General features: G+C 59.9%; 21 protein-coding genes and 1 tRNA gene. 16 read left to right on the top strand and 6 right to left on the bottom strand.

Annotation, left to right across the window (positions count from 1 at the left end; all coding sequences use genetic code 11):
* Positions 1-238: 238 nt before the first annotated feature.
* Positions 239-1,117 carry a LysR family transcriptional regulator gene (locus SGN16_RS10805; RefSeq protein WP_335943983.1) on the bottom strand — a complete coding sequence of 293 codons (879 nt, stop codon included), beginning with the start codon at positions 1,115-1,117 and terminating at the stop codon, positions 239-241.
* 132 nt (positions 1,118-1,249) lie between these two features.
* Between SGN16_RS10805 and SGN16_RS10800 the strand changes: the two genes are divergently transcribed.
* The 16 genes from SGN16_RS10800 (at position 1,250) to SGN16_RS10725 (ending at position 19,517) form a co-directional block, all read left to right on the top strand.
* Positions 1,250-2,431 carry a serine hydrolase domain-containing protein gene (locus tag SGN16_RS10800; RefSeq protein WP_335943982.1) on the top strand — a complete coding sequence of 394 codons (1,182 nt, stop codon included), beginning with the start codon at positions 1,250-1,252 and terminating at the stop codon, positions 2,429-2,431.
* Positions 2,432-2,610: 179 nt separating this feature from the next.
* Positions 2,611-3,759 carry an acyltransferase gene (locus SGN16_RS10795; RefSeq protein WP_335943981.1) on the top strand — a complete coding sequence of 383 codons (1,149 nt, stop codon included), beginning with the start codon at positions 2,611-2,613 and terminating at the stop codon, positions 3,757-3,759.
* Positions 3,760-3,785: 26 nt separating this feature from the next.
* A complete protein-coding gene (locus SGN16_RS10790) occupies positions 3,786-4,952 on the top strand; it encodes an efflux RND transporter periplasmic adaptor subunit (protein WP_335943980.1) in 1,167 nt (388 codons plus the stop codon).
* Complete coding sequence (locus tag SGN16_RS10785; protein ID WP_335943979.1) at positions 4,952-8,125, top strand: multidrug efflux RND transporter permease subunit; 3,174 nt, start codon at positions 4,952-4,954, stop codon at positions 8,123-8,125. The genes SGN16_RS10790 and SGN16_RS10785 overlap by 1 nt, the downstream gene beginning before the upstream one ends.
* Before the next feature lie 78 nt (positions 8,126-8,203).
* Entirely contained in the window at positions 8,204-9,205 is a 1,002-nt protein-coding gene (locus SGN16_RS10780; protein ID WP_335943978.1) for a zinc-dependent alcohol dehydrogenase family protein, read from the top strand.
* Complete coding sequence (locus SGN16_RS10775) at positions 9,202-10,392, top strand: MFS transporter (protein WP_335943977.1); 1,191 nt, start codon at positions 9,202-9,204, stop codon at positions 10,390-10,392. The genes SGN16_RS10780 and SGN16_RS10775 overlap by 4 nt, the downstream gene beginning before the upstream one ends.
* A 90-nt stretch (positions 10,393-10,482) precedes the next feature.
* Positions 10,483-11,403 (top strand): LysR family transcriptional regulator, encoded by a 921-nt coding sequence (locus tag SGN16_RS10770; RefSeq protein ID WP_335943976.1) that lies wholly within the window; start codon positions 10,483-10,485, stop codon positions 11,401-11,403.
* 321 nt (positions 11,404-11,724) lie between these two features.
* Positions 11,725-12,747: an aldolase catalytic domain-containing protein gene (locus SGN16_RS10765; protein WP_335943975.1), complete on the top strand. Its 1,023-nt coding sequence runs from the start codon at positions 11,725-11,727 to the stop codon at positions 12,745-12,747.
* Positions 12,747-13,937, top strand: a complete 1,191-nt coding sequence (locus tag SGN16_RS10760; RefSeq protein WP_335943974.1) for an isocitrate/isopropylmalate family dehydrogenase — start codon at positions 12,747-12,749, stop codon at positions 13,935-13,937. Before SGN16_RS10765 ends, SGN16_RS10760 begins: the two co-directional genes overlap by 1 nt.
* Positions 13,934-14,641: an RraA family protein gene (locus SGN16_RS10755; RefSeq protein ID WP_335943973.1), complete on the top strand. Its 708-nt coding sequence runs from the start codon at positions 13,934-13,936 to the stop codon at positions 14,639-14,641. The genes SGN16_RS10760 and SGN16_RS10755 overlap by 4 nt, the downstream gene beginning before the upstream one ends.
* 40 nt (positions 14,642-14,681) lie before the next feature.
* On the top strand, positions 14,682-15,851 hold the full coding sequence (locus SGN16_RS10750) for an LLM class flavin-dependent oxidoreductase (protein ID WP_335943972.1): 1,170 nt from the start codon (positions 14,682-14,684) through the stop codon (positions 15,849-15,851).
* Positions 15,848-16,408, top strand: coding sequence for a flavin reductase family protein (locus SGN16_RS10745; protein ID WP_335943971.1), 561 nt, complete (start codon positions 15,848-15,850; stop codon positions 16,406-16,408). The genes SGN16_RS10750 and SGN16_RS10745 overlap by 4 nt, the downstream gene beginning before the upstream one ends.
* A 28-nt stretch (positions 16,409-16,436) precedes the next feature.
* Positions 16,437-16,805: an antibiotic biosynthesis monooxygenase gene (locus SGN16_RS10740; protein WP_335943970.1), complete on the top strand. Its 369-nt coding sequence runs from the start codon at positions 16,437-16,439 to the stop codon at positions 16,803-16,805.
* Positions 16,806-16,866: 61 nt separating this feature from the next.
* Positions 16,867-17,856 (top strand): nitronate monooxygenase, encoded by a 990-nt coding sequence (locus SGN16_RS10735; protein ID WP_335943969.1) that lies wholly within the window; start codon positions 16,867-16,869, stop codon positions 17,854-17,856.
* Between the two features lie 18 nt (positions 17,857-17,874).
* Positions 17,875-18,651 carry an alpha/beta hydrolase gene (locus SGN16_RS10730; RefSeq protein WP_335943968.1) on the top strand — a complete coding sequence of 259 codons (777 nt, stop codon included), beginning with the start codon at positions 17,875-17,877 and terminating at the stop codon, positions 18,649-18,651.
* Positions 18,648-19,517, top strand: coding sequence for a DUF6282 family protein (locus SGN16_RS10725; protein ID WP_335943967.1), 870 nt, complete (start codon positions 18,648-18,650; stop codon positions 19,515-19,517). Before SGN16_RS10730 ends, SGN16_RS10725 begins: the two co-directional genes overlap by 4 nt.
* A 150-nt stretch (positions 19,518-19,667) precedes the next feature.
* Here the strand turns inward: SGN16_RS10725 and SGN16_RS10720 are convergent.
* From SGN16_RS10720 to SGN16_RS10700, 5 genes are all read right to left on the bottom strand, one after another.
* Positions 19,668-19,743, bottom strand: a tRNA-Gly gene (locus SGN16_RS10720).
* Positions 19,744-19,806: 63 nt separating this feature from the next.
* Positions 19,807-20,367, bottom strand: a complete 561-nt coding sequence (gene pgsA / locus SGN16_RS10715; protein ID WP_123343204.1) for a CDP-diacylglycerol--glycerol-3-phosphate 3-phosphatidyltransferase — start codon at positions 20,365-20,367, stop codon at positions 19,807-19,809.
* A gap of 32 nt (positions 20,368-20,399) precedes the next feature.
* Positions 20,400-22,223: an excinuclease ABC subunit UvrC gene (gene uvrC, locus SGN16_RS10710; RefSeq protein WP_210643934.1), complete on the bottom strand. Its 1,824-nt coding sequence runs from the start codon at positions 22,221-22,223 to the stop codon at positions 20,400-20,402.
* Between the two features lie 2 nt (positions 22,224-22,225).
* Positions 22,226-22,867 carry a UvrY/SirA/GacA family response regulator transcription factor gene (uvrY, locus tag SGN16_RS10705; protein ID WP_134923765.1) on the bottom strand — a complete coding sequence of 214 codons (642 nt, stop codon included), beginning with the start codon at positions 22,865-22,867 and terminating at the stop codon, positions 22,226-22,228.
* A gap of 127 nt (positions 22,868-22,994) precedes the next feature.
* Entirely contained in the window at positions 22,995-23,429 is a 435-nt protein-coding gene (locus tag SGN16_RS10700; RefSeq protein ID WP_335943966.1) for a GNAT family N-acetyltransferase, read from the bottom strand.

The following is a 23,429-nucleotide window of genomic DNA, read 5'->3' as shown; positions in this document are numbered from 1 at the left end:
TAGGCGCAACTGAGTTGCGCGTAGGATTATTCTCTGAAAACCGCTAACTCTCATCCCACCGCAAGCTATTGCCAACATGCTTTGCCGCCCAGGGCTCAGAACTGAGGCGAGCTTGCATTGGGTCTTGCAGCTAACCACCTTAAGGCGCTGTCGCAGTACACGTGCTGAAATCCACTGGAAAGGCTCCCGGCAACTGGCGCAGATCTTCTACATCCATCGTCCCACGCAGCCCTCCCACTCACATATGCAAAGAAATGAAATCCACGAAACAGCGCAGCTTGGGCGTGATAAAGCGGTTCGGCGGCCACAGCACGCTGAAATGGATGGTGCGGGTTACCTCTTGGGTCAGCACGGCCTGCAGTTCCCCGGACTCAAGGGCCTCCTTGACAGCAAATTCCGGCAGGCAGGCGATGCCCCGCCCTTCCATGGCGGCGTTGAAAAGCATGTCGATGTTGTTGCAAACCAGCACGGCCCGCAAATCCTGCGCGCCGTTGTGGGATTTATCCGGTAGCGGCCAGCGCTCAAGCTTGCCCGTGGATGGCACCCGGTATAACAGACAGTCATGGTTGCTCAAGTCGCTGGCGTCCATCGGCGTACCTTGGGTCTGGAAATAGGCCGGGGCGCCCACCAGCAAGAAACGGAAAGCGCCCAATCGCCGCGCCACCAGGCGAGAGTCATTCAATTCACCAGTCCTGACCACCGCATCAAAGCCCTCCTCCACGACATCCACCAAGCGATCGCTGAAATCCAATTCCAGATGAATGTCCGGGTATCGCTTGGCAAAGCTGGACAACAACGTGAACAGAAACTGCCCGGCCAAGGGCAGGCTCACGCGCAGCTTGCCGCGCGGCTCGCTGCTGGTGCTCGACAGTTCCAGCTCCGCCGCTTCCAGCTCATTGAGCACGCGCTGGCAGCGGTTCAGGAAAAGCATGCCCTCTGCCGTCAGGTTGATGCTGCGGGTGCTGCGATGAAACAGCCTGACGCCCAGGCGCTGCTCCAGGCGCGCGACGCTTTTGCCGATCGCCGATGAAGACACGCCTAATAGCCGTCCAGCCGCGACAAAACTGCGCGTTTCGGCGACCTGGACGAAAACCGAGATTCCGCTGAGGTTGTCCACGCTCTCTCCTTGAGTTTCTTGCGCCTTGGATTGCGGAATGAAACGTCCGATGTGTCCGGAATTCTAGCCTCTGTTTCCCCTGCCGTCTGCGACCTAGCATGGCGACGTCCATTACAGCAGGGAATCGCGATCATGACCGCCAAAGAAACCATCCAACTTTCCAGCGCCATCGCCACCGACCCCATGCAGGCGCGAATCGACGCTGCCCTGAACAGCGCCATCGAAGAAAAACGCCTGGTGGGGGCCGTGGTGCTGGTTGCCCGTCGCGGCGAAATCACTTATCGCAACGCCGTGGGCCTGGCCGACCGAGAGGCTGGCCTGCCGATGCGCACCGACGCCTTGTTCCGGCTCTCCTCGGTGACCAAACCTATCACCTCGGCCGCCGCCCTGGCCTTGGTCGCCCAAGGCCGCATTGGCCTGGATGATCCTATCGCTCGCTGGCTACCGGAGTTTCAACCAACCCTGGCGGACGGCACTCGCGTATCCATCAGCGTGCGCCAGTTGCTTAGCCATACAGCGGGCCTGGGTTACGGTTTTCTCGAAGGCACGGGCGGCGGCGCCTATGCGCAGGCCGGTGTGTGTGACGGGCTGGAAAATGCGCCGCTGACCCTGGAGGAAAACATTCGGCGACTGGCGACCGCGCCGCTGCTCTATCGTCCTGGCACCGATTGGGGGTATTCAATTGCCACCGACGTACTAGGCGCGCTCATTGCCAAGGTATGCGGGACCAGTCTGGCCGATGCAATCAACCAACTGGTGTGCGAGCCACTCGGCCTGTCCGATACCCGTTTCAATGTCGTCGACACTTCCCGCTTGACGGCCGCCTATCTCAATGCCGATCCGGCGCCACGTCGCATGAATGGCGTCGAAGTGATCGAGGTTTTCGAAAACACCGCCGGCATCCGGATGGACGCGGATCGGGCCCTCGACAGCAATGCCTACCACTCAGGAGGCTCAGGGATGATCGGCTCCGCCGAAGAATTTCTGACCTTGCTCGAAACCTTGCGCCAGGGTGGTGGCCCGCTCATGCCGGCGGGCCTGGCGAAAGAAATGGGAACCGTCCAGACCGGCAACCTGGAACTCGCCAACTGGCCCGGCCGTGGTTTCGGCCTGGGGTTCACCGTGATGACTGATCCGCAAGCGGCACAAGCGCCGGAGTCTGTGGGCACTTGGCGCCTGGGCGGGGCCTTTGGTCATTCCTGGTTTGTCGATCCGGCGCAGCAGATCTCCGTGGTGGCGTTTACCAACACCGCCTTCGAGGGGATGTTCGGACAGTTCACGGTCGATCTGTGCAACGCCGTATACGGCGCTTGAATGAGGCAAGTCAGTTGCCGCGATAAGAAATCCATCATGAAAAGACCGGCTTGAGAGCCGGCCTTCATGCGAATGCAGTTTGAGTTGTCCAGCTTTGTCTTGGCTACCTGCCCCACGGAATTGACCAGGCACTTCGGCTCCCGACAGTGCCGCGGATCTTTATTGAAAGGTATCGACTCATGACGCATTCACGCCTCTTCCACGACTATGCCAACGTACGCCTGGACTCCCTGACGGGGTTCCGATTTGTCGCCGCGGCCTTGGTGTTTTTCTTTCATGCCTCACTGACAAAAATCATCGGATTCAATCCGTTTGCCGACCCACAGATCGTCGTCGGCTTCCAGCGCTTGTTCAGCGTGGGTGGCTGGCTTGGGGTCTCGTTTTTTTTCGTGCTCAGTGGTTTCGTCATCACCTGGTCGGCCCGCAGGAACGATACGCTCGGCGCTTTCTGGCGCCGACGCTTGGTGAAGATCTACCCCAACCATCTGGTCACCTTCGTCCTGGCGATGATTCTGTTCGCCGTACCACTGACGGCCGTCAGCGCCTGGCTGCCCAACTTGCTGCTGGTCCATGCCTGGGTGCCGGACATGTCGGTGTTCCTGAGTGTCAACGGGCCGTCCTGGTCGCTGTGTTGTGAATTGGTTTTCTACCTGGCGTTCCCGTTTCTCTTGCGCGCGTTGTGGAAGGTTCCAGGGGACCGACTCTGGTTGACTGCAGGCCTGACAGTCTGCTCGATGGCCGCAACCCACTGGTTCATCGCCGAGTTTGTCAACGGTACGCCGCAGATCGTCGAATACCCGATATCCCTGAACCAGTGGTGGCTGGCTTATTACTTTCCGCCGCTACGGCTGTTCGAATTCGTTCTCGGCATGCTGATGGCGCGGATCCTGATGACGGGGCGCTGGGTTGCTATCCCGGTCGCTCCGTCCCTGACGTTGGCGGCGGTGGCTTATTTCCTCGCAGGAGAAATGCCTTTTATCTACAGCCTGTCACTCACCACCGTCGTTCCCATTGCCTTGCTGATTACCAGCCTGGCCGCCGCCGATGTCGCGCAACGCAAGTCCTGGTTTCGTCATCCGCTGATGGTCTGGCTGGGGGAGATATCGTTCGGGTTCTACATGATCCACCTGCTGATCATGATGGGCGTGACCTCGCTGCTGGACGGCCAACGTTTTTCCGTTGTGCCGGCCTCTTTCATTCTTGCCGCCACGTTCTGCCTGTCGCTCCTTGGTGGCTGGCTACTCTTCGCCTTTGTTGAGCGGCCCGCCATGCAACGTTGGGGCAAGGCCAAGCCGATGGAGCGGCCATTGAGTGTCCCTCAAGCCTGATTTTTTACATAGAAAGGATGCTGGCCATGTCATCGTTAATTCGCAGGTTGACCGGCGTGCCCGCTTGGGCGCTGGGTGTATTGGTGCTAGCGGCACTTGCCGGCTTTGCTATCAGCATGCGGGGCCCGGTTGCCCAGGCAAAAACCGCCCCCGCACCGCTGCCCCAGGTGCAAGTGATGACTGCCGTCACGCGTGATGTTATCGATTGGCAGAGCTACACCGGCCGCCTGGTCGCCACCGACACCGTGGTGATCAAGCCCTTGGTGGCGGGCACGCTCATCAGCGTGCACTTCAAGGACGGCGCGCTGCTGCGCAAAGGCGATCTGATGTTCGAGATCGACCCCCGCCCTTATGCCGCCACGCTGCAACAAGCCCAAGCCGCGTTGGTGGCTGCCCGGTCGATGAGCTTGTTTGCGCAGAAAGAGCTGCAGCGCTACGAGCATTTGATCACCAGCAATGCCATCGCAAAAACCGACCTGGACAAGCGCATACAAAGCGCCAACGAAGCCCAGGCCAGGGTCAATGAAGCCCAGGCCAGGGTCGAGCTGGCCCGGCTCGATCTTGAGCACACCCGCATCCTCGCGCCATTTGATGGCCGGGCTTCACGGGTAGAGGTGACACCGGGCAACATCGTCGATGTGGGGGAACGCTCCACGGCGCTGACAAACCTGGTGTCGATCTCACCGATCTACGCTGACTTCGACGTGGATGAACAAACCTTCCTGCGCTACCTGGGCAACCGTCCGGCAGACGATCCGGTCCCGGTCATGCTCGGGTTGGCCCACGAAGAGGGATATCCGCGCAAAGGCAACCTGAGCTCCCTGGACAACCGGCTGGATACCCGGTCAGCCACTATCCGGGTCAGAGCCAGTTTCGACAACGGCAACGGCGAGCTGCGCCCGGGCCTGTTTGCCAGGGTCCTGCTGCCAGGCAGCGCCAGCCACCCCGCTACCTTGATTGAAGACAGCGCCATCGGCACCGACCAGGACAAAAAGTACGTGCTGGTGGTCGATGCCGAGGGCCGCGTCCAGTATCGCCAGGTCAAGCCCGGGATACGACAGGGTGCGCTACGGGTCATTGACCAGGGCATCGCACCCGAGGAGCAGGTTGTCGTGAATTCCCTGCACTTGGCGACGCCCGGAACCCAAGTCGATCCTGTACGCGCGCCGTCCCAACCACAGGCGCAACAATGATGAATATTTCCGGATTCTTCATCGACCGTCCGATTTTCTCCGGCGTCCTCAGCGCCCTTGTTCTGCTGGCCGGCCTGCTCTCGCTGACGCGGTTACCGGTCTCGGAGTACCCCGACGTCGTGCCGCCGCTCATCGTGGTGAATGCACAGTACCCAGGCGCCAACTCCAAGGTGGTGGCTGAAAGCGTTGCCGCGCCGCTTGAAGAGCGTATCAACGGTGTGGAAGGCATGCTGTATATGCAATCCCAGGCCAACAGCGATGGCACGCTGGCGATCAATGTGACATTCGCCTTGGGCACTGATCCCGACAAGGCGCAGCAGTTGGTGCAGAACCGCGTCTCCGAAGCACTCCCGCGCCTGCCGTCCGATGTGCTGAACCTGGGCGTGACCACCAGCAAGTCGTCATCGACACAGACCCTGGCGATTCACCTGGTGTCGCCCAACAACGAATACGACGCCAACTACCTGCGCAACTACGGCATCCTGAACATCAAGAGCCAGCTCGAACGCATCCCGGGGGTCGGCGAAGTGCGAATCTGGGGCGGCGGCGATTACGCCATGCGTATCTGGATCGACCCTGACAGCGTGGTGCAGCGAGGCCTCACCGCCGGCGAGGTGGTCCAAGCCATCCGGGAGCAGAACATCCAGGTTGCGGCCGGCGTCATTGGCGCTTCTCCCATGCATGCCGGCGTCCCGTTGCAGCTCTCGGTGAATGCCCAAGGTCGACTGAAAACCGAAGAGGAATTCGGCAACATCGTCGTAAAAACGGTGCCGGATGGGGGCGTGACGTATCTGCGCGACGTGGCCCGGATCGAACTGGCGGCTTCTACCTACGCGCTTCGCTCGCTGGTGGACGGCCAGCCGGCGGTGGGCTTCGGTGTTTTCCAGATGGCGGGCGGCAATGCGTTGGACATCTCCGCACGTGCACGGGAAATCATGGCTGACGCCAAGGCCGATATGCCGGCAGGCGTCGATTACAAGATCGTCTTCGACCCGACCCAATTCGTTCGTTCGAGCATCGATGCGGTCATCAGCACCTTGTTCGAAGCCGTCGTGCTGGTCGTGCTGGTGGTCATCATGTTCCTGCAAACCTGGCGCGCATCAGTCATTCCATTGTTGGCAGTGCCAATCTCCATCGTCGGCACACTGGCGTTCTTGCTGGCGTTCGGATTTTCCATCAATGCCTTGTCACTGTTCGGCCTGGTATTGGCGATCGGCATCGTCGTGGACGATGCGATCGTGGTGGTGGAAAACGTCGAACGCAATATCAGCCAGGGATTGTCCCCTCACCAGGCGACTCACCGGGCGATGGCAGAAGTCAGCAAACCCATCATTGCCATCACCCTGACGCTGGTTTGCGTGTTCATTCCGTTGGCGTTCATGCCTGGTCTCTCCGGCGGGTTCTACCGCCAGTTCGCCTTGACCATTGCGATATCCACGGTGATATCGGCGTTCAATTCGTTGACCCTTTCTCCTGCCCTCTGTGCCCTGCTGCTCAAACCACACGGCGCGCCGAAGGATCCACTGGAGCGCGGCATCGACAAAGTCATGGGGCGTTTTTTCAAAGGCTTCAATCGTCGATTCAAGCAGGCCGAGGACCGCTATGGCGCCGGCGTGCGCGGTGTCCTGGCACACAAGGGCAGGACCTTCGCGTTATTCGGCGCTTTGCTGTGTGCCTGCGCATGGCTCAGCCACACGCTGCCGACGGGGTTCGTCCCGGCCCAGGACAAGGAGTTCCTGGTGGGTTTCGCCCAATTGCCCGCCGGCGCCTCGCTGGATCGCACCGAGCAAGTCATCCAACAAATGAACGACATCGCGCTAAAGCATCCTGGTGTTGCCCATACCCTCGAATTCCCCGGCATGTCCGTCAATGGCCTAATGAATTCCTCAAGCTCAGGAATCATTTTCGTGATCCTGAAACCCTTTGCCGAACGCGCCGGCGAGACGCTGGGGGCGAACCAGATAGCGACAGATCTCAATGGCGAGTTCAGCAAGATCGCGCAGTCGTTCACGGCCGTGTTTCCACCGCCGCCCGTCCTTGGCCTGGGAACGCTTGGCGGTTTCAAACTGCAGATCGAGGACCGGGCGAGCCTGGGTTATGTCGCCCTCGATAGCGCCGTCAAGGCGTTCATGGCCGAGGCTGCCAAAGCGCCGGAATTGGGACCGCTATTCTCCAGCTACCAGATTAACGTGCCCCAACTGGACGTCGATCTTGACCGGGTCAAAGCCAAGCAGCTCGGCGTCTCGGTAACGGACGTGTTCGAGACCCTGCAGATTTACCTGGGGTCTTTATATGTCAACGATTTCAACCTGTTCGGGCGGGTCTACCAAGTGCGGGCGCAAGCCGATGCGCCGTTCAGGGCCAACCCGGAAGACATCACACGCTTGAAGGTGCGCAATGCCTATGGCGACATGGTGCCCCTGTCGACGCTGCTGTCGGTAGACCCCAGCTACGGGCCGGAAATGGTCGTGCACTACAACGCCTTTACGGCGGCGGATGTCAACGGCGCGCCCGCCCCCGGTTACTCCTCGGGCCAGGCCGAAGCGGCCATCGAGCGCATCGCCCGGGAAACACTGCCCCAGGGAGTACGTATGGAATGGACCGACCTGACCTACCAGCAGCGGCTAGCTGGTGACGCGACCGGCTGGGTATTGGCGGTCAGCACGCTGCTGGTATTCCTTGTGTTGGCCGCACTGTACGAAAGCCTTCTGTTGCCCCTGGCAGTGATCCTGATCGTTCCGATGGGCGTGCTCTCGGCCTTGGCGGGCGTCTGGCTGACCGGAGGCGATAACAACATCTTCACCCAGATCGGCCTGATGGTGCTGGTGGGTCTGGCGTCGAAAAACGCCATCCTGATCGTCGAGTTTGCAAGGGACTTGGAGCGCCAGGGTCATACCCCGCTGAACGCCGCCTGGGAGGCCAGCAAGCTGAGGCTTCGACCGATCCTGATGACCTCGATTGCCTTCGTCATGGGCGTCGTTCCCCTGGTGATCTCCACCGGTGCCGGGGCGGAAATGCGCCAGGCAATGGGTGTCGCGGTGTTCTTCGGCATGTTGGGTGTGACCGCATTCGGACTGATTTTCACGCCGCTCTTCTACGTGCTGGTTCGCAGCGTCGGTCGCCGGCTACCCCAGGGCCAATCCATTGCAATTGCGGACACATATATCCGTTAACACCGGAACTCCAGCGCGTTTTTCTGCATTGGACGCGCCTCTAGACTGCAAACGTTCCTAATCCTTGCGAGAAATTCCATGACACGTGTCGTTCGATTTTATGAGTATGGTGACCCAGACGTTCTACGGATAGAGGACTTGCCGGTCGCCCAGCCAGGCCCCGATGAGGTCCGCATCCGCGTGAAAGCCATCGGTCTCAACCGCGCTGAATCGATGTTCAGGCGCGGCCAGTACCTTGAACAGGCGGCGTTTCCCAGCCGACTGGGTTATGAAGCAGCCGGTTTTGTCGAAGCCGTGGGCGACGCCGTACACGGCTTCGAAATAGGTGATCCAGTCAGCCTGGTCCCACCTTCGAGCATCGCCCAGTGGGGAACCTACGCCGAGCAGGCGGTAGTGCCAGCGGCGATGCTGGTGCGTCATCCGGACAACCTCAGCATGGAACAAGCCGCTGGTATCTGGATGCAATACCTCACAGCCTGGGGCGCGTTGCTGCCCGTGGCCGGGCTGGTCGCGGGTGACTACGTACTCGTCACCGCGGCTTCGAGCAGCGTAGGCCTGGCCGCCATTCAGATCGCCAACCGCGTAGGAGCGATCCCCATCGCAGTGACCCGTGGTGAACAAAAGGTGCGCAAACTGCTGGCGGCAGGCGCAGTCCATGTGATCGTCAGCGACCAAGAAGACCTGGCAGCGCGCGTCGAGCACATTACCGCTGGAAATGGCGTGCGGGTTGTCTTCGACCCTGTCGGCGGGCCGGCTATCGAGCAGTTGGCGGACGCTACCCGTCGCGGCGGCATCATCATCGAATACGGTGCCCTGAGCAGCGACCCCTCGCCTTTTCCGCTGTTCACCGTGTTGGGTAAAAGCCTCACGCTGCGGGGCTACCTGCTACACGAAATCATCAACGACCCCGCCCTGTTCGCCCAAGGCAAGGCGTTCGTCTCCAGCGGCCTGGTCGATGGCAGCCTGTCCCCTGTGGTCGCCAAGACCTTTGCCTTCGATGAAATCGTCGAGGCCCATCGCTATCTGGAAGCCAGCGAGCAGTTCGGTAAAGTCATCGTGACGCTGGAGGACCGGCCATGAAAATGTTCAACCCGTTGTTCTTCATTGCCCTGGGTTTGTTCGGTGTCTACACCATCGAATTCGGCGTGGTCGGTATCTTGCCGGTGATCATCGAACGCTACAGCGTCAGCGCCTCCGAGGCGGGTTATCTGGTGGGACTGTTCGCCCTGATCATCGCGGTGTTCGGTCCCTTCATGGTGTTGTGGTTTTCGCGTTACAACCGCAAGCGGATCCTGACCCTGTCGCTGTTTATTTTCGCCGGTGCAAGCGCTTTGTCGGCCTATGCGCCCAATTATGGAACGCTCGCGATCCTGAGGATCATTCCGGCGTTCTTTCATCCGGTGTATTTCTCGCTAGCGTTTGTCGCGGTGGTCTCTCTATATCCCAAGGAACAGGCGACTCAGGCGACGGCCAAGGCGTTTGTCGGCACCAGCATGGGCATGGTGCTCGGCGTACCTATCACCACCTGGATCGCTGCACGTTTTTCCTACGAAGCGGCCTTCCTGTTCTGCACCGCAGTCAACGTGATCGCCGGGCTGGGCATCATCGCCCGGTTACCCGATACCTTTGCCGGGCAGCGGACGCCTTACGGGGAACAGTTGGCTATCCTGCGCAAACCGACGTTGTGGCTCAATATCCTGGCCTCGACACTGATCTTCGGGGCGATGTTTTCGGTGTATTCCTACAGCGCCGAATATCTGTCTCGGGAAGCCGGAATGAGCGGTGAAGTGATCAGTGCCATGTTGATTCTGTTCGGCGTGGGCGGTGTGGCCGGTAATCTGCTGGCAGGCCGTTTGTTGTCCAAAAATAAAGTGGGTACCACGCTAATGCATCCGATCATGCTGGGGGCGTCGTACCTGATCCTGCATTTCTTTGCCAGTCCAGACATCTTGCCGATGATTCTGATCGTCGTACTCTGGGGCGCCACCCACACCAGTGGCCTGATCGTGACCCAGGTCTGGCTGACCTCCGAAGCCCCGGAGGCGCCTGAGTTTGTTACTGGTCTTTACATCTCGTTCATCAATCTGGGCGTGACGCTCGGCGCGACTGCCGGTGGCTGGTTCCTGGCCCGCATGGGGATGGAAGGCACCATCGTAAGCGGCTTGGTTTTCTGCGCGCTGGCAGCCGCGACGATCGCGACCAAGGTACTTGTGTACGGGGCGCGACATCCAGGTCTTGCTACGGAAACCCAAGCGGTTTTGCACTAAAGTCATTCATCGGAGACTGTGGCAAGCCACGGTCTTTCTCGAACTCAGCGGAGTTTCTATCGGTCAGAACCACTCGGATGGAGTCACGATATGGATGTTAGCAGCACCTCATTCACAGCCACGCAGGCCGTCGACTTCCCTGTAGACAGCACCCAGTTCGATTGGGAGAACCTTCGGTACTTCATCGCCTTCGCGCGGATACGCTCCCTGGCCGCCGCAGCGCGATCCTTGAACGTCGAGCACGCTACCGTCTCACGGCGGATAGCAGCCCTTGAAACCGCACTGAAAGTGCGCCTGGTGGACCGACGAAGTCACCGGTACGAGTTGACCGAAAATGGGGAACGAATCGCCCAGTTGGGTAACCGCATGCAGGAAACCGCTTGCGCTCTGAGTCGCGCCGTCTGCGCGATCCGCACTGACAAGGTCGCAGACATCACCCTTAGCGCGCCTCCCCACCTGACGACACGCTTCATTGCGCCCCATCTGGGTCGGTTAAGGGAACAATGCCCCGACGTCAACGTGCGGATCCTGTCCAACCCGCGCATGGCTTCCATGGCCAGGCGCGAAGCGGATATCGCCATCAGCGTTGGACGCCCGACCGAGACGGATCTGGTCGTGCGCAAGATCGGCACCCTGGACTTTGGCTTCTTCGCCGCACAATCCTACCTTCAGGGCCGCGTCTGCGCAGACTATGAATTCATTGCCCATGACGATGAGCAGGAGCCCTCCCCTCAGCGGATCTGGCTGGAGAATGCCGCAGGCCAACGGCCCGTGGTGTTAAGGGTCAAATCCTTCGACGTACAGGCCGAAGCGGCCAGGGCGGGGGCTGGTATCGCATTGCTACCGGTCTTCATGGCCGATGCCCCAGGCGATTTGCAAAGGGTCCCGATCGAAGAGCACCCCTTACATGCTGAACTCTGGCTGGTGGTCCATCGTGACATGCGAACTGCTCCTGGAATACGCGCAATGATGGACTTCGTCATTCATTGTTTTGCCCAGCAACATCGTTAATCAAGGATTCGGCTCGACTGGGAATTTTTTAACAGCCACTGTTAAAAACAACCTGTTTACAACCTGTGGGAGATTGTCCAGTATCGAATCAGGTCAGGGAAATAGACTCGCTTGAAGCCATGACCTCAAACAAAGCCGCACCTGCTTAACTCCTATAATAATAAATCCCCCTGCCCGTACGATAAATAACGCTGCCTCTGCTGGCATATCGTTATACGTATTCGGCTGCGCAAGACATTGAAACTCCTGGTTGCCTCTGTTTATTCGAAGTAGAAACGGCACACTTGCGTGCCTTCGAAACATGAAAAAGGGACTGTATTCATGAGCCAGATAAAGATTATCGATGTCACGCTGCGAGACGGTGGATACCGTAATGATTTCAACTTCACCGTTGATTACGCCCAGTCTGCAATTTCCCAAATGATCGAAGCCGGCATTCCTTATTGCGAAATCGGGTACCGCAACGGTTCGTTCGTACGTAAAGACGAGCATGGACTGACCAGCGCTGTCGATGCCCGGTACCTGAGCGCGGTCCATACCGCTGCAGCGGGTCGGATCGACTTGTGTGTCATGGTGCATCCGCACAATGTCGATGCCAGTGATTTCCAGCTGCTTCAGGAACATGGCGTGTCCATGATCAGGGTTTGCCTACGCCGCGACCGCCTGGAAGACGGGTTGGCTACCGTGCGACTGGCCAAGGCTTATGGCTTTCAGGTGAGCGCCAATATCACCCACGTCACGACCCTGGGGCCTGGGGAAATCTCCGACATGAGCCTGCGCGCGGAAAACGCCGGGGCAGATTTGCTGGTATTCGCGGACTCCAACGGCAACATGATCCCTACCGATGTCGACCGGTTGATCACGCGGATCTCCAGTCGGGTGCTGATTCCCCTGGGCTTTCATGCCCACAACAACCTTTCCCTGGCGCTTTCCAATTCCATCGCCGCCATGGATGCCGGGGCCGAATACATCGATGCGTCCATTTGCGGCATGGGCAAAGGGGCTGGCAACTTGCACCTGGGCGTGTTTGTCGCCTACCTGCACCGCGCGGGCATACGCAACGACTACGACCTGGTGAGCGCCCTGCATTTATCCCAGCGCACTGCTGAAACTGTGCCAGCCAGCAGCCTTCCGCTGTCGCTGACGGATGTCATGATGGGCACTTACAACATGCCGTTCGACGTTCAGCAACGCTTGGACGAAGTGATAAAGGCACACAGCCCCGCTTCAACTTTCCATGCCTTGCAGATATTGCATGAACAAGGCAACCGGAAACCGGAAAAGACCATCAAGCCGTTATCGACAACTCCGTCACCCTCGCTTGCAAGTGGAGGTATCCGCTAATGAGCCAGCGCCAACAAGTATGTGTATTGGCAGGTGACGGCATTGGCGTCGAAGTCACTGAAGCGGTACTGCCTTTATTCGACGCTCTTGAATTGCCCATCGACCTCAGGTTTGGAGACATCGGCTGGAGCTGCTGGCAGAACGAGGGAAATTGTATTCCAGACAAAACCTGGGACCTCATCAATCAAAGTAATGCAACGCTGTTAGGAGCGATTACCAGTAAGCCTCTTCGCGAGGCAGAGGCAGAACTTTCATCGACACTCAGGGGAACCGGACGAGTCTATGTTTCACCGGTAATCCAGCTTCGCCAAAAGCTTGGGCTGTTTGCCAATGTGCGGCCTGTTACCGATGTGCTGGGCACCAACCGTTATCGATTTTCGGTGATTCGAGAGAACACCGAGGGCCTCTATGCAGGGCTGGATTTTGCCAGCATTCCGCAAGCCTTCGAGCCGATCCTGGCTGAGCGCGAACGCAATGGAGCGCCATGGACGCGAGAGAGCTGCACCGACGCCACGATGACGGTGCGCCTGCAAACTCGCGCAGGGCTTTTGCGCCTGTTCCGCTTTGCCTTCGAGCACGCGCGCCAGCAGGGCTATGACCGCGTCACGCTGGCGGATAAACCCAACGTCCTGAGGTACAGCGGCGCGTTCGCCCGAGAGATCCTGGAGTCGGTTGCCGCTGATTTTCCCGACATCCAATGCAACATCGATAACGTCGACGCCGTTGCGTTGTGGATGGTCCGACGGCCCGAGCGCTTCGGGGTGATCGTGGCGGAAAACATGTTCGGCGACATTCTTTCCGACCTCGGGGCCGGGGTCATGGGTGGACTGGGCCTGGCGCCCAGCGCAAACATCGGGGCCCAGGGTGCCTACTTCGAACCCGTACATGGCAGCGCACCCGCCTATGCCGGCCAGCATCGGGCCAACCCGAGCGCAATGTTTCTGTCGGTCGCGCTGATGCTCGAGCACCTCGGACATGTGCACGCCGCCCAGGCGACTCGCAACGCCGTCTCCCAGGTGGCACGCAGTGATTGCCGCACCTACGACCTGGGCGGAACGGCCAATACCTTCGAAGTGGCGGCAGCCATTGTCAAGCAAACCCTCGAATGGGCGGAGCGGCTTGATGGGTCGACCGCCCAGCAGACCGGAAACCAGGACAGGCATGCCCTGAAAAAAGGAGCCCACGCATGAACGCGATCATCTCTCCCTCCGTACAGAACAACGATGCGCTGCTCAAAGCTTGCGAGACTCTCGACACCGCCAGCCTGTCGGATGCACTGGACAGCCTGGGGCTTGCCGGCGGCTTAGCGGGCCTCAACCAGCAGGTACCGGGAACCCGCTGCATGGGTTTCGCCTACACGGTGTTGTACGAGCCCGTGCAAGAACGAAGCGGCTTCAGGACCGCCGCCAACTACATCGATGAAGTGCCGTCCGACGCGGTCATCGTTTCCAGCAACCCTGGGCGCACCGACTGCACAACCTGGGGCGACATCCTGACCCACGTCGCGATAAGCAAAGGCATTCGCGGCACGCTGATAGATGGTGCTGCGCGGGATATCGATACGGTCCAGCGCCTGAACTATCCGCTGTTCAGTCGCGCCCGCTTCATGCAGTCGGCAAAAAACCGAGTGCAGCTCAAGGCGACCCAGGTGCCCGTGCAGATATCCGGGGTGACGGTCAATCCGGGTGACCTGGTGATCTGCGACAGCAGCGGCTGCCTGGCAATACCCGCCGACAAGGCCGAACAAGTCATCCAACGCGCCAAGGCCGTCGAACAAACCGAGAAGGAGATCATCCAGAGCGTGAGCGATGGCTACACCCTGGAACAGGCCCGCGCCCTGCACCGTTACGACCAGCCCTGGCTGTCATCCAGGGAAAAGCAGGCCAACGTCTGAGTTGCGACTTATTCCGTTCATTTGAAAGAGTATTGACGACATGACCACTGCAAACGTGTCCACTCGCAAGCCTAACCCTGTGCGCGACAGCCAAAACAAAATCAAACTCGGCGTGTTCGGTTTCAACATTGAAGGCGGCTGCACGCTGACTAGCGCCCCGGAGCGCCACCGGGCGGCCGATTGGCAAAGCAACTTGGCAATCGCCACCCTTGCCGATCGCGCCGGCCTGGAGCTTTTGCTGCCCGTCGGCCGTTGGCGCGGCTGGGAAGGCGCCAGCAACCCGATGGGCGTTTCCTACGAAACCTATACCTGGGCCGCCGGTCTGGCATCGGTCACCGAGCAGATCGCGTTGTTCACCACATCCCACCTGTCCACGGTCCACCCTTTGTTTGCCGCCAAGCAGGCGGCGACCATCGATCACATCAGCGGTGGCCGTTTCGGGTTGAACATGATTTGCGGTTGGTTCGGCCAGGAAATGGGCATGTTCAATGGTCACCAGCGTGACCACGATAAGCGCTACGACCATGCCGATGAGTGGATAGAGATCGCCAGAAAAGCGTGGGAGGCCAACGGGTACTTCGACTATGAGGGCGAGTTCTTCAATGTGAAGCAAGGCTACGCCGAACCCAAGCCGATCAACCGGCCGTTCCTGATGAACGCCGGTGGTTCTCCAAGGGGCCGTCAATTCTGTGCCAAGCATTGCGATGCGGCGTTCCTAATCCTCAAGCACGAAGATGACGACGACACCATCCGCGCGCAGATCAAGGCTTACCGCGATCTGGCGCGCCTGGAGCATGGCAAGGAACTGCAAATTTGGGTGTACGCCTACGTCGTTCACGAAGACACCCTGGACCAGGCGCACCAGCAGCTCGACTACTACGTGACCCAGCATGGCGACGACGCCGCGCTGGATAACGTGACCCGCGAGATCGGTGTGCAAAGCGGCATGTTCAAGGACGCCGCCGATGCCGAGCGTTTCCGCTTTCATTTCAAGGCGGGGTTTGCAGGCGTGCCGTTGGTGGGTACCTCCGAGATGATCGTCGACCAGATGCAGCGCTGGTCCGACCTGGGCGTGGACGGCATCAACCTGACGTGGCTGGACTACCAGAGCGGACTCCAGCGCTTCGTCAAGGAAGTGTTGCCCTTGATGGAGCAAGCCGGCCAACGCGCGCCGCACAAACCTGGCAGGATCATGGAGGCCGTGGCATGAGCAGACTCTCCCAGGCCCGCAATGCTTCGGGCAACGTCACGGTCTTGCCCATCGCCACCGATGTCGACGCTGACGAATTGGCTGATCAGTTCAAGAACGCCATGCGCAGGCTGACGTCCAGCGTGGCAATCATTGCCAGCCGCGACGGCAATGACCCGGTAGGTATGGTCGCGACGGCAGTGATCTCAGTGAGCACCACGCCCCCCGCGCTACTGATTTGCGTCAACCGCTCGGCCAGCCTCCACAGCCCGCTCATGCTGGCTGGACGCTTTAGCGTCAACCTGCTGAGCGCGGCCCATAGCGCCCTGGTGCCGGTGTTCGCCGGCCAGGTCAAAGGCCCCGCACGTTTCGCCCACGGGCAATGGGAAGACATCCAAGGCCTGCCCTGCCTGGCGGATGCGCAATCGAGCCTTATCTGCACCTTGGACAAGCGCCTCAGCTACGGCACCCATGATGTGATCATCGGCCGCGTCGACGCAGTCCAGTTCGCCGAACCTATCCATCCACTGCTTTGGGAAAACGGCAGCCCGGCGATATCCGCCCGGCTGACGCAATGACCCACCCCAATCCCCAGGAGAATGACTCATGACTCAGATCGAACAATTCCAGGCGCCACAACCGGACGAAGACCAGGCCATTTTTCTGGTGAACGTAGTCCATGTGAATCCAGGCCAGCAGGATGCCGCTCTCGCCGTCCTGCGCGACACCGTCCAGTACGTGGCGCAAACCTATCCGGCCTTCCAATGGAGTCGACTGTATAAAAGCCTTGATGGGAAGACCGTCATCAACCAGGCGCAATGGACCAGCAAGGACGCCTTTGACTCGTTGTTCCAGGACGAGTCATTCATGTCCCGTTATTCAGGCCTCAAGGACACCGGAACCTGGGAGTTCCACCTTTACCAGGTGAGCGATTTCATCCCCCAGGCGCTGACCGCGGCACTTATCGCTGAGTGAATCCAAAAGCCGAAACGGCAGGCCCGAACCGGCCTGCCCGCACGAGAACAGGAGTATCGATATGGCTGACTTCAACACGCGCCTTACACAATGCTTCAATATCTCCCACCCCATCGTCCTCGCCCCCATGGGAGGTGCCTCGGGGGCTAAGCTGGCCACAGCGGTATCCAGGGCCGGTGGGTTGGGGCTGGTCGGCGCCAGCTACGGCGACGAGCAGTGGATGCGCACCGAACTGGCACCCATGCGGGAATTGAAGCAGCCATGGGGTGTCGGCCTGGTGATGTTCACCGTGGCCCGGAACATGGCGCTGCTGGACCTTGCATTGGAATACGGCCCCAACGCCGTTGCCTTGTCGTTTGGCGATCCTGCGGCATTCGTGTCGATCATCCATCGGGCTGGCGCGAAAGCCATCGTGCAAATCCATGAACTTGACCAGGCCAGTGCGGCCCTGGATGCCGGGGCCGATGCCTTGATCGTCCAAGGTGCCGAGGCCGGCGGTCACAGCTTACGCCGCGGCCTGATGCCGCTATTGCCCGCTGTGCAGGATTTAGTCGGCGACAAGGTCCCGCTGATTGCTGCCGGAGGCATCGCAGACGGACGTGGCATGGCCGCAGCGCTGATGTTGGGTGCCGACGGAGTCATGCTGGGCACACGCTTCCTTGCGTCCGAAGAGGCCCTGCCCTCCGCCGCGTACAAGAAACGGCTGATCAAGTCCGGCACATCGGACACGGTGCGCACGCGAATTTTCGATCTGGTACGCGGCATCGAATGGCCTGAACACTACAGCGGCCGGGCCATCGCCAACCGCTTTTCGCACGCGTGGCTGGGCCGCGACGAGGCACTTCGGGATGCGCCGGATTCGATCCGCCAGGACTATGCCAAAGCGGTCCTCGCTGACGATCTCGACAACCGGGCGATCTGGGCAGGTGAGGTTCTGGATCTGGTCGGCGACATCAAGCCGGCACACCAGATCGTCCACGACCTGTTGAGCGAAACCACGCGGATCTTGCGCAACAGCCAACAGCTGTTGGCGCTCGACAAAATCGCCTAATCATCCGGGAGAAGGATTATGCAAACGTCCAATGCAGTCAGCAGCCAATGGGGTAACGGCAATCAACTGGCGGTGGTCATGTCGCCGGTCATGCCCATTTGGGATGAAGGGCTGTTCTTCCAACCCATGATCACCCCTCTTGTAAAAGCGGGTTACCGGGTACTCGTATTCGACACGCTATCGCTGCTGGCCGATGAGAACGAATCGCTAGAAGATTTTTCGCAGCGCTGGCAGCAAGTGTTATCAGCGCTGGGCCAGATCGATCTGTTGGTAGGCTCGGCCCTGGGAGGCGCGGTCGTCCAAGCGTTACTCGGCACTCGCCTGGCCCCGCACATTAGCAAAGTGCTATTGCTGTCCTCCCCTGCCCTGGCAGACGGGATTCTCGACGGTCGACTTGGAAAAATGGCTGATCTGGCCCTGCTCGGTGATCTCGAACAGGCGCTCCAACTACTCGATCAACTCGTACAACCGGCGACCCGGATACGCCCCAGCGGGCCCATCGACATCGACCAGGACAGTGCCGCACTCCAGGCCAGGCGCCTGCACTTGGGCTTCCGGCTGCTCAATCGTCTCGACCTGCGGCAGGCCAGCCACAGTTTTCCCGGAGCGTTATTGACGGTATATGGCGAACAGTCACAGCTGGTGCGTGGTATCAACGTGCATGTCAACGAGCAGGCCCGCCACTACCGGCTACCTATCCCCGACGGCGGCATGCGCCCATTACTCGATGCCCCGGCATTGGTGATGCGCACCGTGCGCGAGCATTTGGGCATCAACCTGGAGGTCGCCGCATGAGCCACCCGCGGCGTTTACTCGAAGCTGACTTCATCGATGTGCATTATCACGCCGGTCCCGACGCCTACCTGCGGCGTCATGGGGTGATGGAGACGGGACGGCGCTACCGTTCGTTGAACGGCTGGGTGGTGTTGAAGAACCACCTGGGCTGCAGTGCCTCACAAGCCTGGGAGGCCCGAAAGGAAGGGCTTCCCGTCTCCGGCTCGGTGGTCCTCAATGAAATTGCCGGCGGTATCGATTTCAGGGTGGTACAGCGTTCGCTGTGCCACCACGGGGACAGCGAAGCCCGGCTGATCGTGCACCTTCCCACCGTCACAGGCCGCTCCCACCAGTCCCGACTCAAGCGCAACAGCGGTCATTGGATCTTGGATAAATACCCCATCCGGCCACTGACAGTCAGCCATGAAGGGAAACTGAACGAGCAAACCCTGGATGTGCTGCGGATGGCCCGGGACTACCCGATCGTCATCTCCACCGGTCATGCCGACGCTCAGGAAGTGCGTCTGTTGATAGACGCGGCAGTGCGGTTGGATGTGCCCCGACTGATGCTCAACCAGCCGGCCAACCCTTTGACCGGATTGGACGCCAGCGCCCTGCTGGAATTGGCTCAAGCGCCCATGGTCTATACCGAACAAACCGCCCTGACCTACTTGCTCGGCTACCAGCCCTGGGAAGACTTCACTCAGGTCCTGCGCGACGTGCCCAGGGCGCTCTACAGTTCCGACTTGGGCCAGACCTCTCAACCTGATATCGAACAATGGCAGGTAGACAGTTTGCAGTGGTTTGAACGGATGGGATTAGGCAATGAGCGAGCGCAGCGAGTCAGCCAGGGGAATGCGCAGGAACTTTTGCAACTGGAACCGTAGTGCGAATGGGCCGCTGCTTGTCGCTATGGAGGTGCAGCTGCACCTGCGTACCGACTGACGTGCTCGAACCTCCAGCACAGTGCATTTAACGCCGGGGCATTTTCCAGGCACAAAAAAAAGCCACTCATCTGAGTGGCTTTTTTTGAATCTTGGAGCGGGAAACGAGACTCGAACTCGCGACCCCGACCTTGGCAAGGTCGTGCTCTACCAACTGAGCTATTCCCGCGTCTTGGTGTGGCGCATTCTATAGATTCAGATTACGCCGTCAACCCTTTGATTCAAAAAAAGTTTATTTCGGGTCTACGTCAGTGCGCAGATGCGGCCAGGCGGCGCGCAGGTACTGGACCATCGACCACAGCGTCAAGCCAGCGGAAATCAGCAGCAATGCATAGCCCAACAGGACCCAGAAGCTGAAGTCCGACGGGTTGGCCAGCAGGATCACCAGCGCCAGCATTTGTGCGGCGGTTTTCCATTTGCCCAGGTTCGACACGGCGACCTGGGCACGCGCGCCCAGCTCGGCCATCCATTCCCGGAGTGCCGATACGACGATTTCGCGGCCGATGATCACCGCCGCCGGCAAGGTCAGCCAGAGGTTACCGTGTTCCTGCACCAGCAGCACCAGGGCCACCGCGACCATCAGCTTGTCGGCCACCGGGTCGAGAAACGCGCCGAACGGCGTGCTCTGCTCCAGGCGGCGGGCCAGGTAGCCGTCGAGCCAGTCCGTCGCGGCGGCGAAGGCGAAGACCGAGGCGGAGGCCACGTAACTCCAGTGGTACGGCAAATAGAACAGCAATATGAAGATCGGGATGAGCAGGACGCGTAGAACGGTAATCAGGTTTGGGATATTCATCGGCACAACTGGCTACGAGGTTGACGGGCATTCTACTCGCTGTGCAGGTTTGCATAAATCGACTCAGCGAGCTTTTTACTGATACCGGGTGCTTTGGCTATCTCTTCGATGCTGGCACGAGACAGCTCCTGCAATCCACCAAAATGTTTCAGCAGGTCGCGACGTCGGGTCGGACCGACCCCGGCCACCCCTTCCAGCGTCGACGTGCGGCGGGTCTTGCCACGGCGGGCGCGGTGGCCTGTGATGGCGAAACGGTGAGCTTCGTCACGGATCTGCTGGATCAAGTGCAACGCCGGTGAGTCGCCCTTCAGGGTGAACTCGTGGGCGGCATCGTTCAGGTACAAGGTCTCGAAGCCGGCCTTGCGGGTAGCGCCCTTGGCCACGCCCAGCAGGATCAGGTCGGGCACCATCAGCTCATTGAGCACGTCGCGGGCCATGGACAGCTGGCCTTTACCACCGTCCACCAGGAGGATGTCCGGGAGTTTGCCCTCCCCGTCCTTTAGCTTGCCGAAGCGGCGCATCAACGCTTGATGCATCGCGGCATAGTCATCGCCCGGGGTCACGCCTTCGATGTTGTAACGGCGGTAATCGGATTTGATCGGGCCTTCCGGACCGAACACCACACAGGACGCCACGGTGGCCTCGCCGCTGGAGTGGCTGATGTCGTAGCACTCCAGCCGTTGCGGCGGCTCGTCCAGGTTGAGGACGTCGGCCAGGGCATCGAACCGCGCCGCCACGTGTTGGCGGTTAGCCAGGCGAGCACCCAGGGCCTGTTCGGCGTTGGTCACGGCCAGTTGCTGCCAGCGCGCCCGCGTACCGCGTACGCGGTGGCTGATGGTCAGTTCACGACCGCGAAGCGTATCGATGGCTTCGATCAGGGCAGGGAAGTCTTCATGGACCACGTTGACGATCAACTCGGCCGGCAGGTCGCGTTCCGGACTGCTGATGTAGTACTGACCCAGAAAGGCCGCCATGACCTCGGCGACGTCCTCCTCGATACCGACCTGAGGGAAGAAGTTCTTGCTGCCCAACACCCGACCGCCGCGCACGCTGATCAAGTGCACGCAGGCACCGCCCGGGTTGATGAACGCGGCGATCACATCGACATCGCCACTGCCGCCCTCCATGCTCTGCTGGTCCTGCACCCGGCGCAGCAGGCCGATCTGGTCCCGCAGTTCGGCGGCCCGTTCGAATTCAAGGTTGACCGCCGCGTCTTCCATCGCTGCTGACAGCTCATCGGTCAGCGCATTGCTGCGCCCCTCCAGAAACATCACCGAGTGCCGCACGTCCTCGGCGTAGACCTCGGGTTCGACGAACCCGACGCAAGGGGCCTTGCAGCGCTTGATCTGGTATTGCAGGCAGGGCCGGGTGCGGTTCTTGTAGTAGCTGTCCTCACACTGGCGAACGAAAAAGGTCTTTTGCAGCAAGCTCAGGCTTTCACGAATTGCCCCGGCGCTGGGGTAAGGACCGAAATACCGGCCCTTGGCCTTCTTTGCCCCGCGGTGAATACTCAGGCGCGGGAACGCCCCGTCGGACAGGAACACGTACGGGTAGGACTTATCGTCACGCAGCAGGATGTTGTACGGCGGGCGCCATTCCTTGATCAGCGTCTGTTCGAGCAGCAACGCCTCGGTTTCATTGGCGGTAATGGTGGTTTCGACTTGCGCGATGCGCCCCACCAGGGCAGCGGTCTTCGGTGCGAGGCCGGTCTTGCGAAAGTAACTGGCCAGGCGCTTCTTGAGATTCTTCGCCTTGCCGACATACAGCAGGCGCGCATCGCTGTCGAACATGCGGTACACGCCTGGGCGGCCACTGCATGTAGACAGGAAAGCGCTTGGATCAAACAGTTCAGTCATTATCAGGCGCTGGCATCGACCATGCCGTGGCGCACCGCCAGCAGCGTCAACTCGACGTCGCTACTGATCGATAGTTTCTCGAAGATACGATAACGGTAGGTATTGACGGTTTTTGGCGACAAGCACAGCTTATCGGAGATGATCTGCACCTTTTGGCAACCGACAATCATCAAGGCGATCTGGATTTCCCGCTCCGACAACGCGTCGAAGGGCGAATCGTTGGTCGGTTGGAACGATTTGATTGCCAACTGCTGGGCGATTTGCGGGCTGATGTAGCGTTGCCCGGCGAATACCAGGCGGATGGCCTGGACCATCTCGTTCAAACCAGCACCCTTGGTCAGGTAACCCGCTGCACCCGCCTGCAATAACCGGGTGGGGAACGGATCTTCTTCGCAGACGGTTACCGCGACCACCTTGATGTCCGGGTGGCTGCGCAGCATTTTACGCGTAGCCTCAAGACCGCCGATGCCGGGCATCTTGACGTCCATCAACACCACGTCGGGTTTCAATTCACGGGCCTTTATCAGGGCTTCTTCCCCGGATTCGGCCTGGCCAACTACCTGCAGGCCATCGATGTCAGCCAGCATTCGTGTAATGCCCGTACGGACGAGATCATGGTCATCGACCACTAACACCCTAATCAAGCAGACACCTCACGATTTGGTCTTATTTGGGTTGCCCCACACCTTAGCAAAAAAGCATCCGACAGACCTAGCGCAAAGGGACAGATAAAAGTTACAACACTTCTTGATCGCCTCAACATCCGAGGTCTCAAGCACCGGCGTCTCGCTGCATTCTCAGGAAACACTCGTCCTCGCCCACGACACGCAGCCCCATGCGTTCGTAAAGCGCCCTGGCCGGATTATTCTTGAAAACCGTCAGGCGCAGTGCCGGCCGACGCTCCAGCGCCACCATGCCCCAAACCTGTCCGATCGCCCAGGTACCGGCACCCTGCCCGCGAAACGCCTTATCGATCTGTAGTTCCCGGATATACAACGCCCGGACATCACGGCTGAGGCTGGCAAAACCGAGCTTCTGGTCGCCCCGGCAGATGATCCAGTTCTGGCGAATGATCCAGGCCACATCGAACGCTTCGTCCTGCCACAGCAAATCATGCTTGAGGTAATAAGCCAACATGTTGTCGCAGGTCAGCTGCCGGGCGAAGTCGATGTCCTCGGCCGTTGCCGCACGCCACTGAAAACTCAT

It is taken from the genome of Pseudomonas sp. G166, assembly GCF_037027455.2.
Lineage (GTDB): Bacteria > Pseudomonadota > Gammaproteobacteria > Pseudomonadales > Pseudomonadaceae > Aquipseudomonas.
This window is presented reverse-complemented; position numbering and strand designations above follow the sequence as displayed.

What these genes read in the sequence shown, in the direction of transcription:
- SGN16_RS10760 (WP_335943974.1), top strand. Translation starts at nt 12,747, where the DNA reads ATGAGCCAGCGCCAACAAGTATGTGTATTGGCAGGTGACGGCATTGGC.
- SGN16_RS10800 (WP_335943982.1), top strand. Translation starts at nt 1,250, where the DNA reads ATGACCGCCAAAGAAACCATCCAACTTTCCAGCGCCATCGCCACCGAC.
- SGN16_RS10780 (WP_335943978.1), top strand. Translation starts at nt 8,204, where the DNA reads ATGACACGTGTCGTTCGATTTTATGAGTATGGTGACCCAGACGTTCTA.
- uvrC (WP_210643934.1), bottom strand. Translation starts at nt 22,223, where the DNA reads ATGACTGAACTGTTTGATCCAAGCGCTTTCCTGTCTACATGCAGTGGC.
- SGN16_RS10725 (WP_335943967.1), top strand. Translation starts at nt 18,648, where the DNA reads ATGAGCCACCCGCGGCGTTTACTCGAAGCTGACTTCATCGATGTGCAT.
- SGN16_RS10765 (WP_335943975.1), top strand. Translation starts at nt 11,725, where the DNA reads ATGAGCCAGATAAAGATTATCGATGTCACGCTGCGAGACGGTGGATAC.
- SGN16_RS10745 (WP_335943971.1), top strand. Translation starts at nt 15,848, where the DNA reads ATGAGCAGACTCTCCCAGGCCCGCAATGCTTCGGGCAACGTCACGGTC.
- SGN16_RS10770 (WP_335943976.1), top strand. Translation starts at nt 10,483, where the DNA reads ATGGATGTTAGCAGCACCTCATTCACAGCCACGCAGGCCGTCGACTTC.
- pgsA (WP_123343204.1), bottom strand. Translation starts at nt 20,367, where the DNA reads ATGAATATCCCAAACCTGATTACCGTTCTACGCGTCCTGCTCATCCCG.
- SGN16_RS10785 (WP_335943979.1), top strand. Translation starts at nt 4,952, where the DNA reads ATGAATATTTCCGGATTCTTCATCGACCGTCCGATTTTCTCCGGCGTC.
- SGN16_RS10750 (WP_335943972.1), top strand. Translation starts at nt 14,682, where the DNA reads ATGACCACTGCAAACGTGTCCACTCGCAAGCCTAACCCTGTGCGCGAC.
- SGN16_RS10700 (WP_335943966.1), bottom strand. Translation starts at nt 23,429, where the DNA reads ATGAGTTTTCAGTGGCGTGCGGCAACGGCCGAGGACATCGACTTCGCC.
- SGN16_RS10795 (WP_335943981.1), top strand. Translation starts at nt 2,611, where the DNA reads ATGACGCATTCACGCCTCTTCCACGACTATGCCAACGTACGCCTGGAC.
- SGN16_RS10740 (WP_335943970.1), top strand. Translation starts at nt 16,437, where the DNA reads ATGACTCAGATCGAACAATTCCAGGCGCCACAACCGGACGAAGACCAG.
- SGN16_RS10735 (WP_335943969.1), top strand. Translation starts at nt 16,867, where the DNA reads ATGGCTGACTTCAACACGCGCCTTACACAATGCTTCAATATCTCCCAC.
- SGN16_RS10730 (WP_335943968.1), top strand. Translation starts at nt 17,875, where the DNA reads ATGCAAACGTCCAATGCAGTCAGCAGCCAATGGGGTAACGGCAATCAA.
- SGN16_RS10755 (WP_335943973.1), top strand. Translation starts at nt 13,934, where the DNA reads ATGAACGCGATCATCTCTCCCTCCGTACAGAACAACGATGCGCTGCTC.
- SGN16_RS10790 (WP_335943980.1), top strand. Translation starts at nt 3,786, where the DNA reads ATGTCATCGTTAATTCGCAGGTTGACCGGCGTGCCCGCTTGGGCGCTG.
- SGN16_RS10775 (WP_335943977.1), top strand. Translation starts at nt 9,202, where the DNA reads ATGAAAATGTTCAACCCGTTGTTCTTCATTGCCCTGGGTTTGTTCGGT.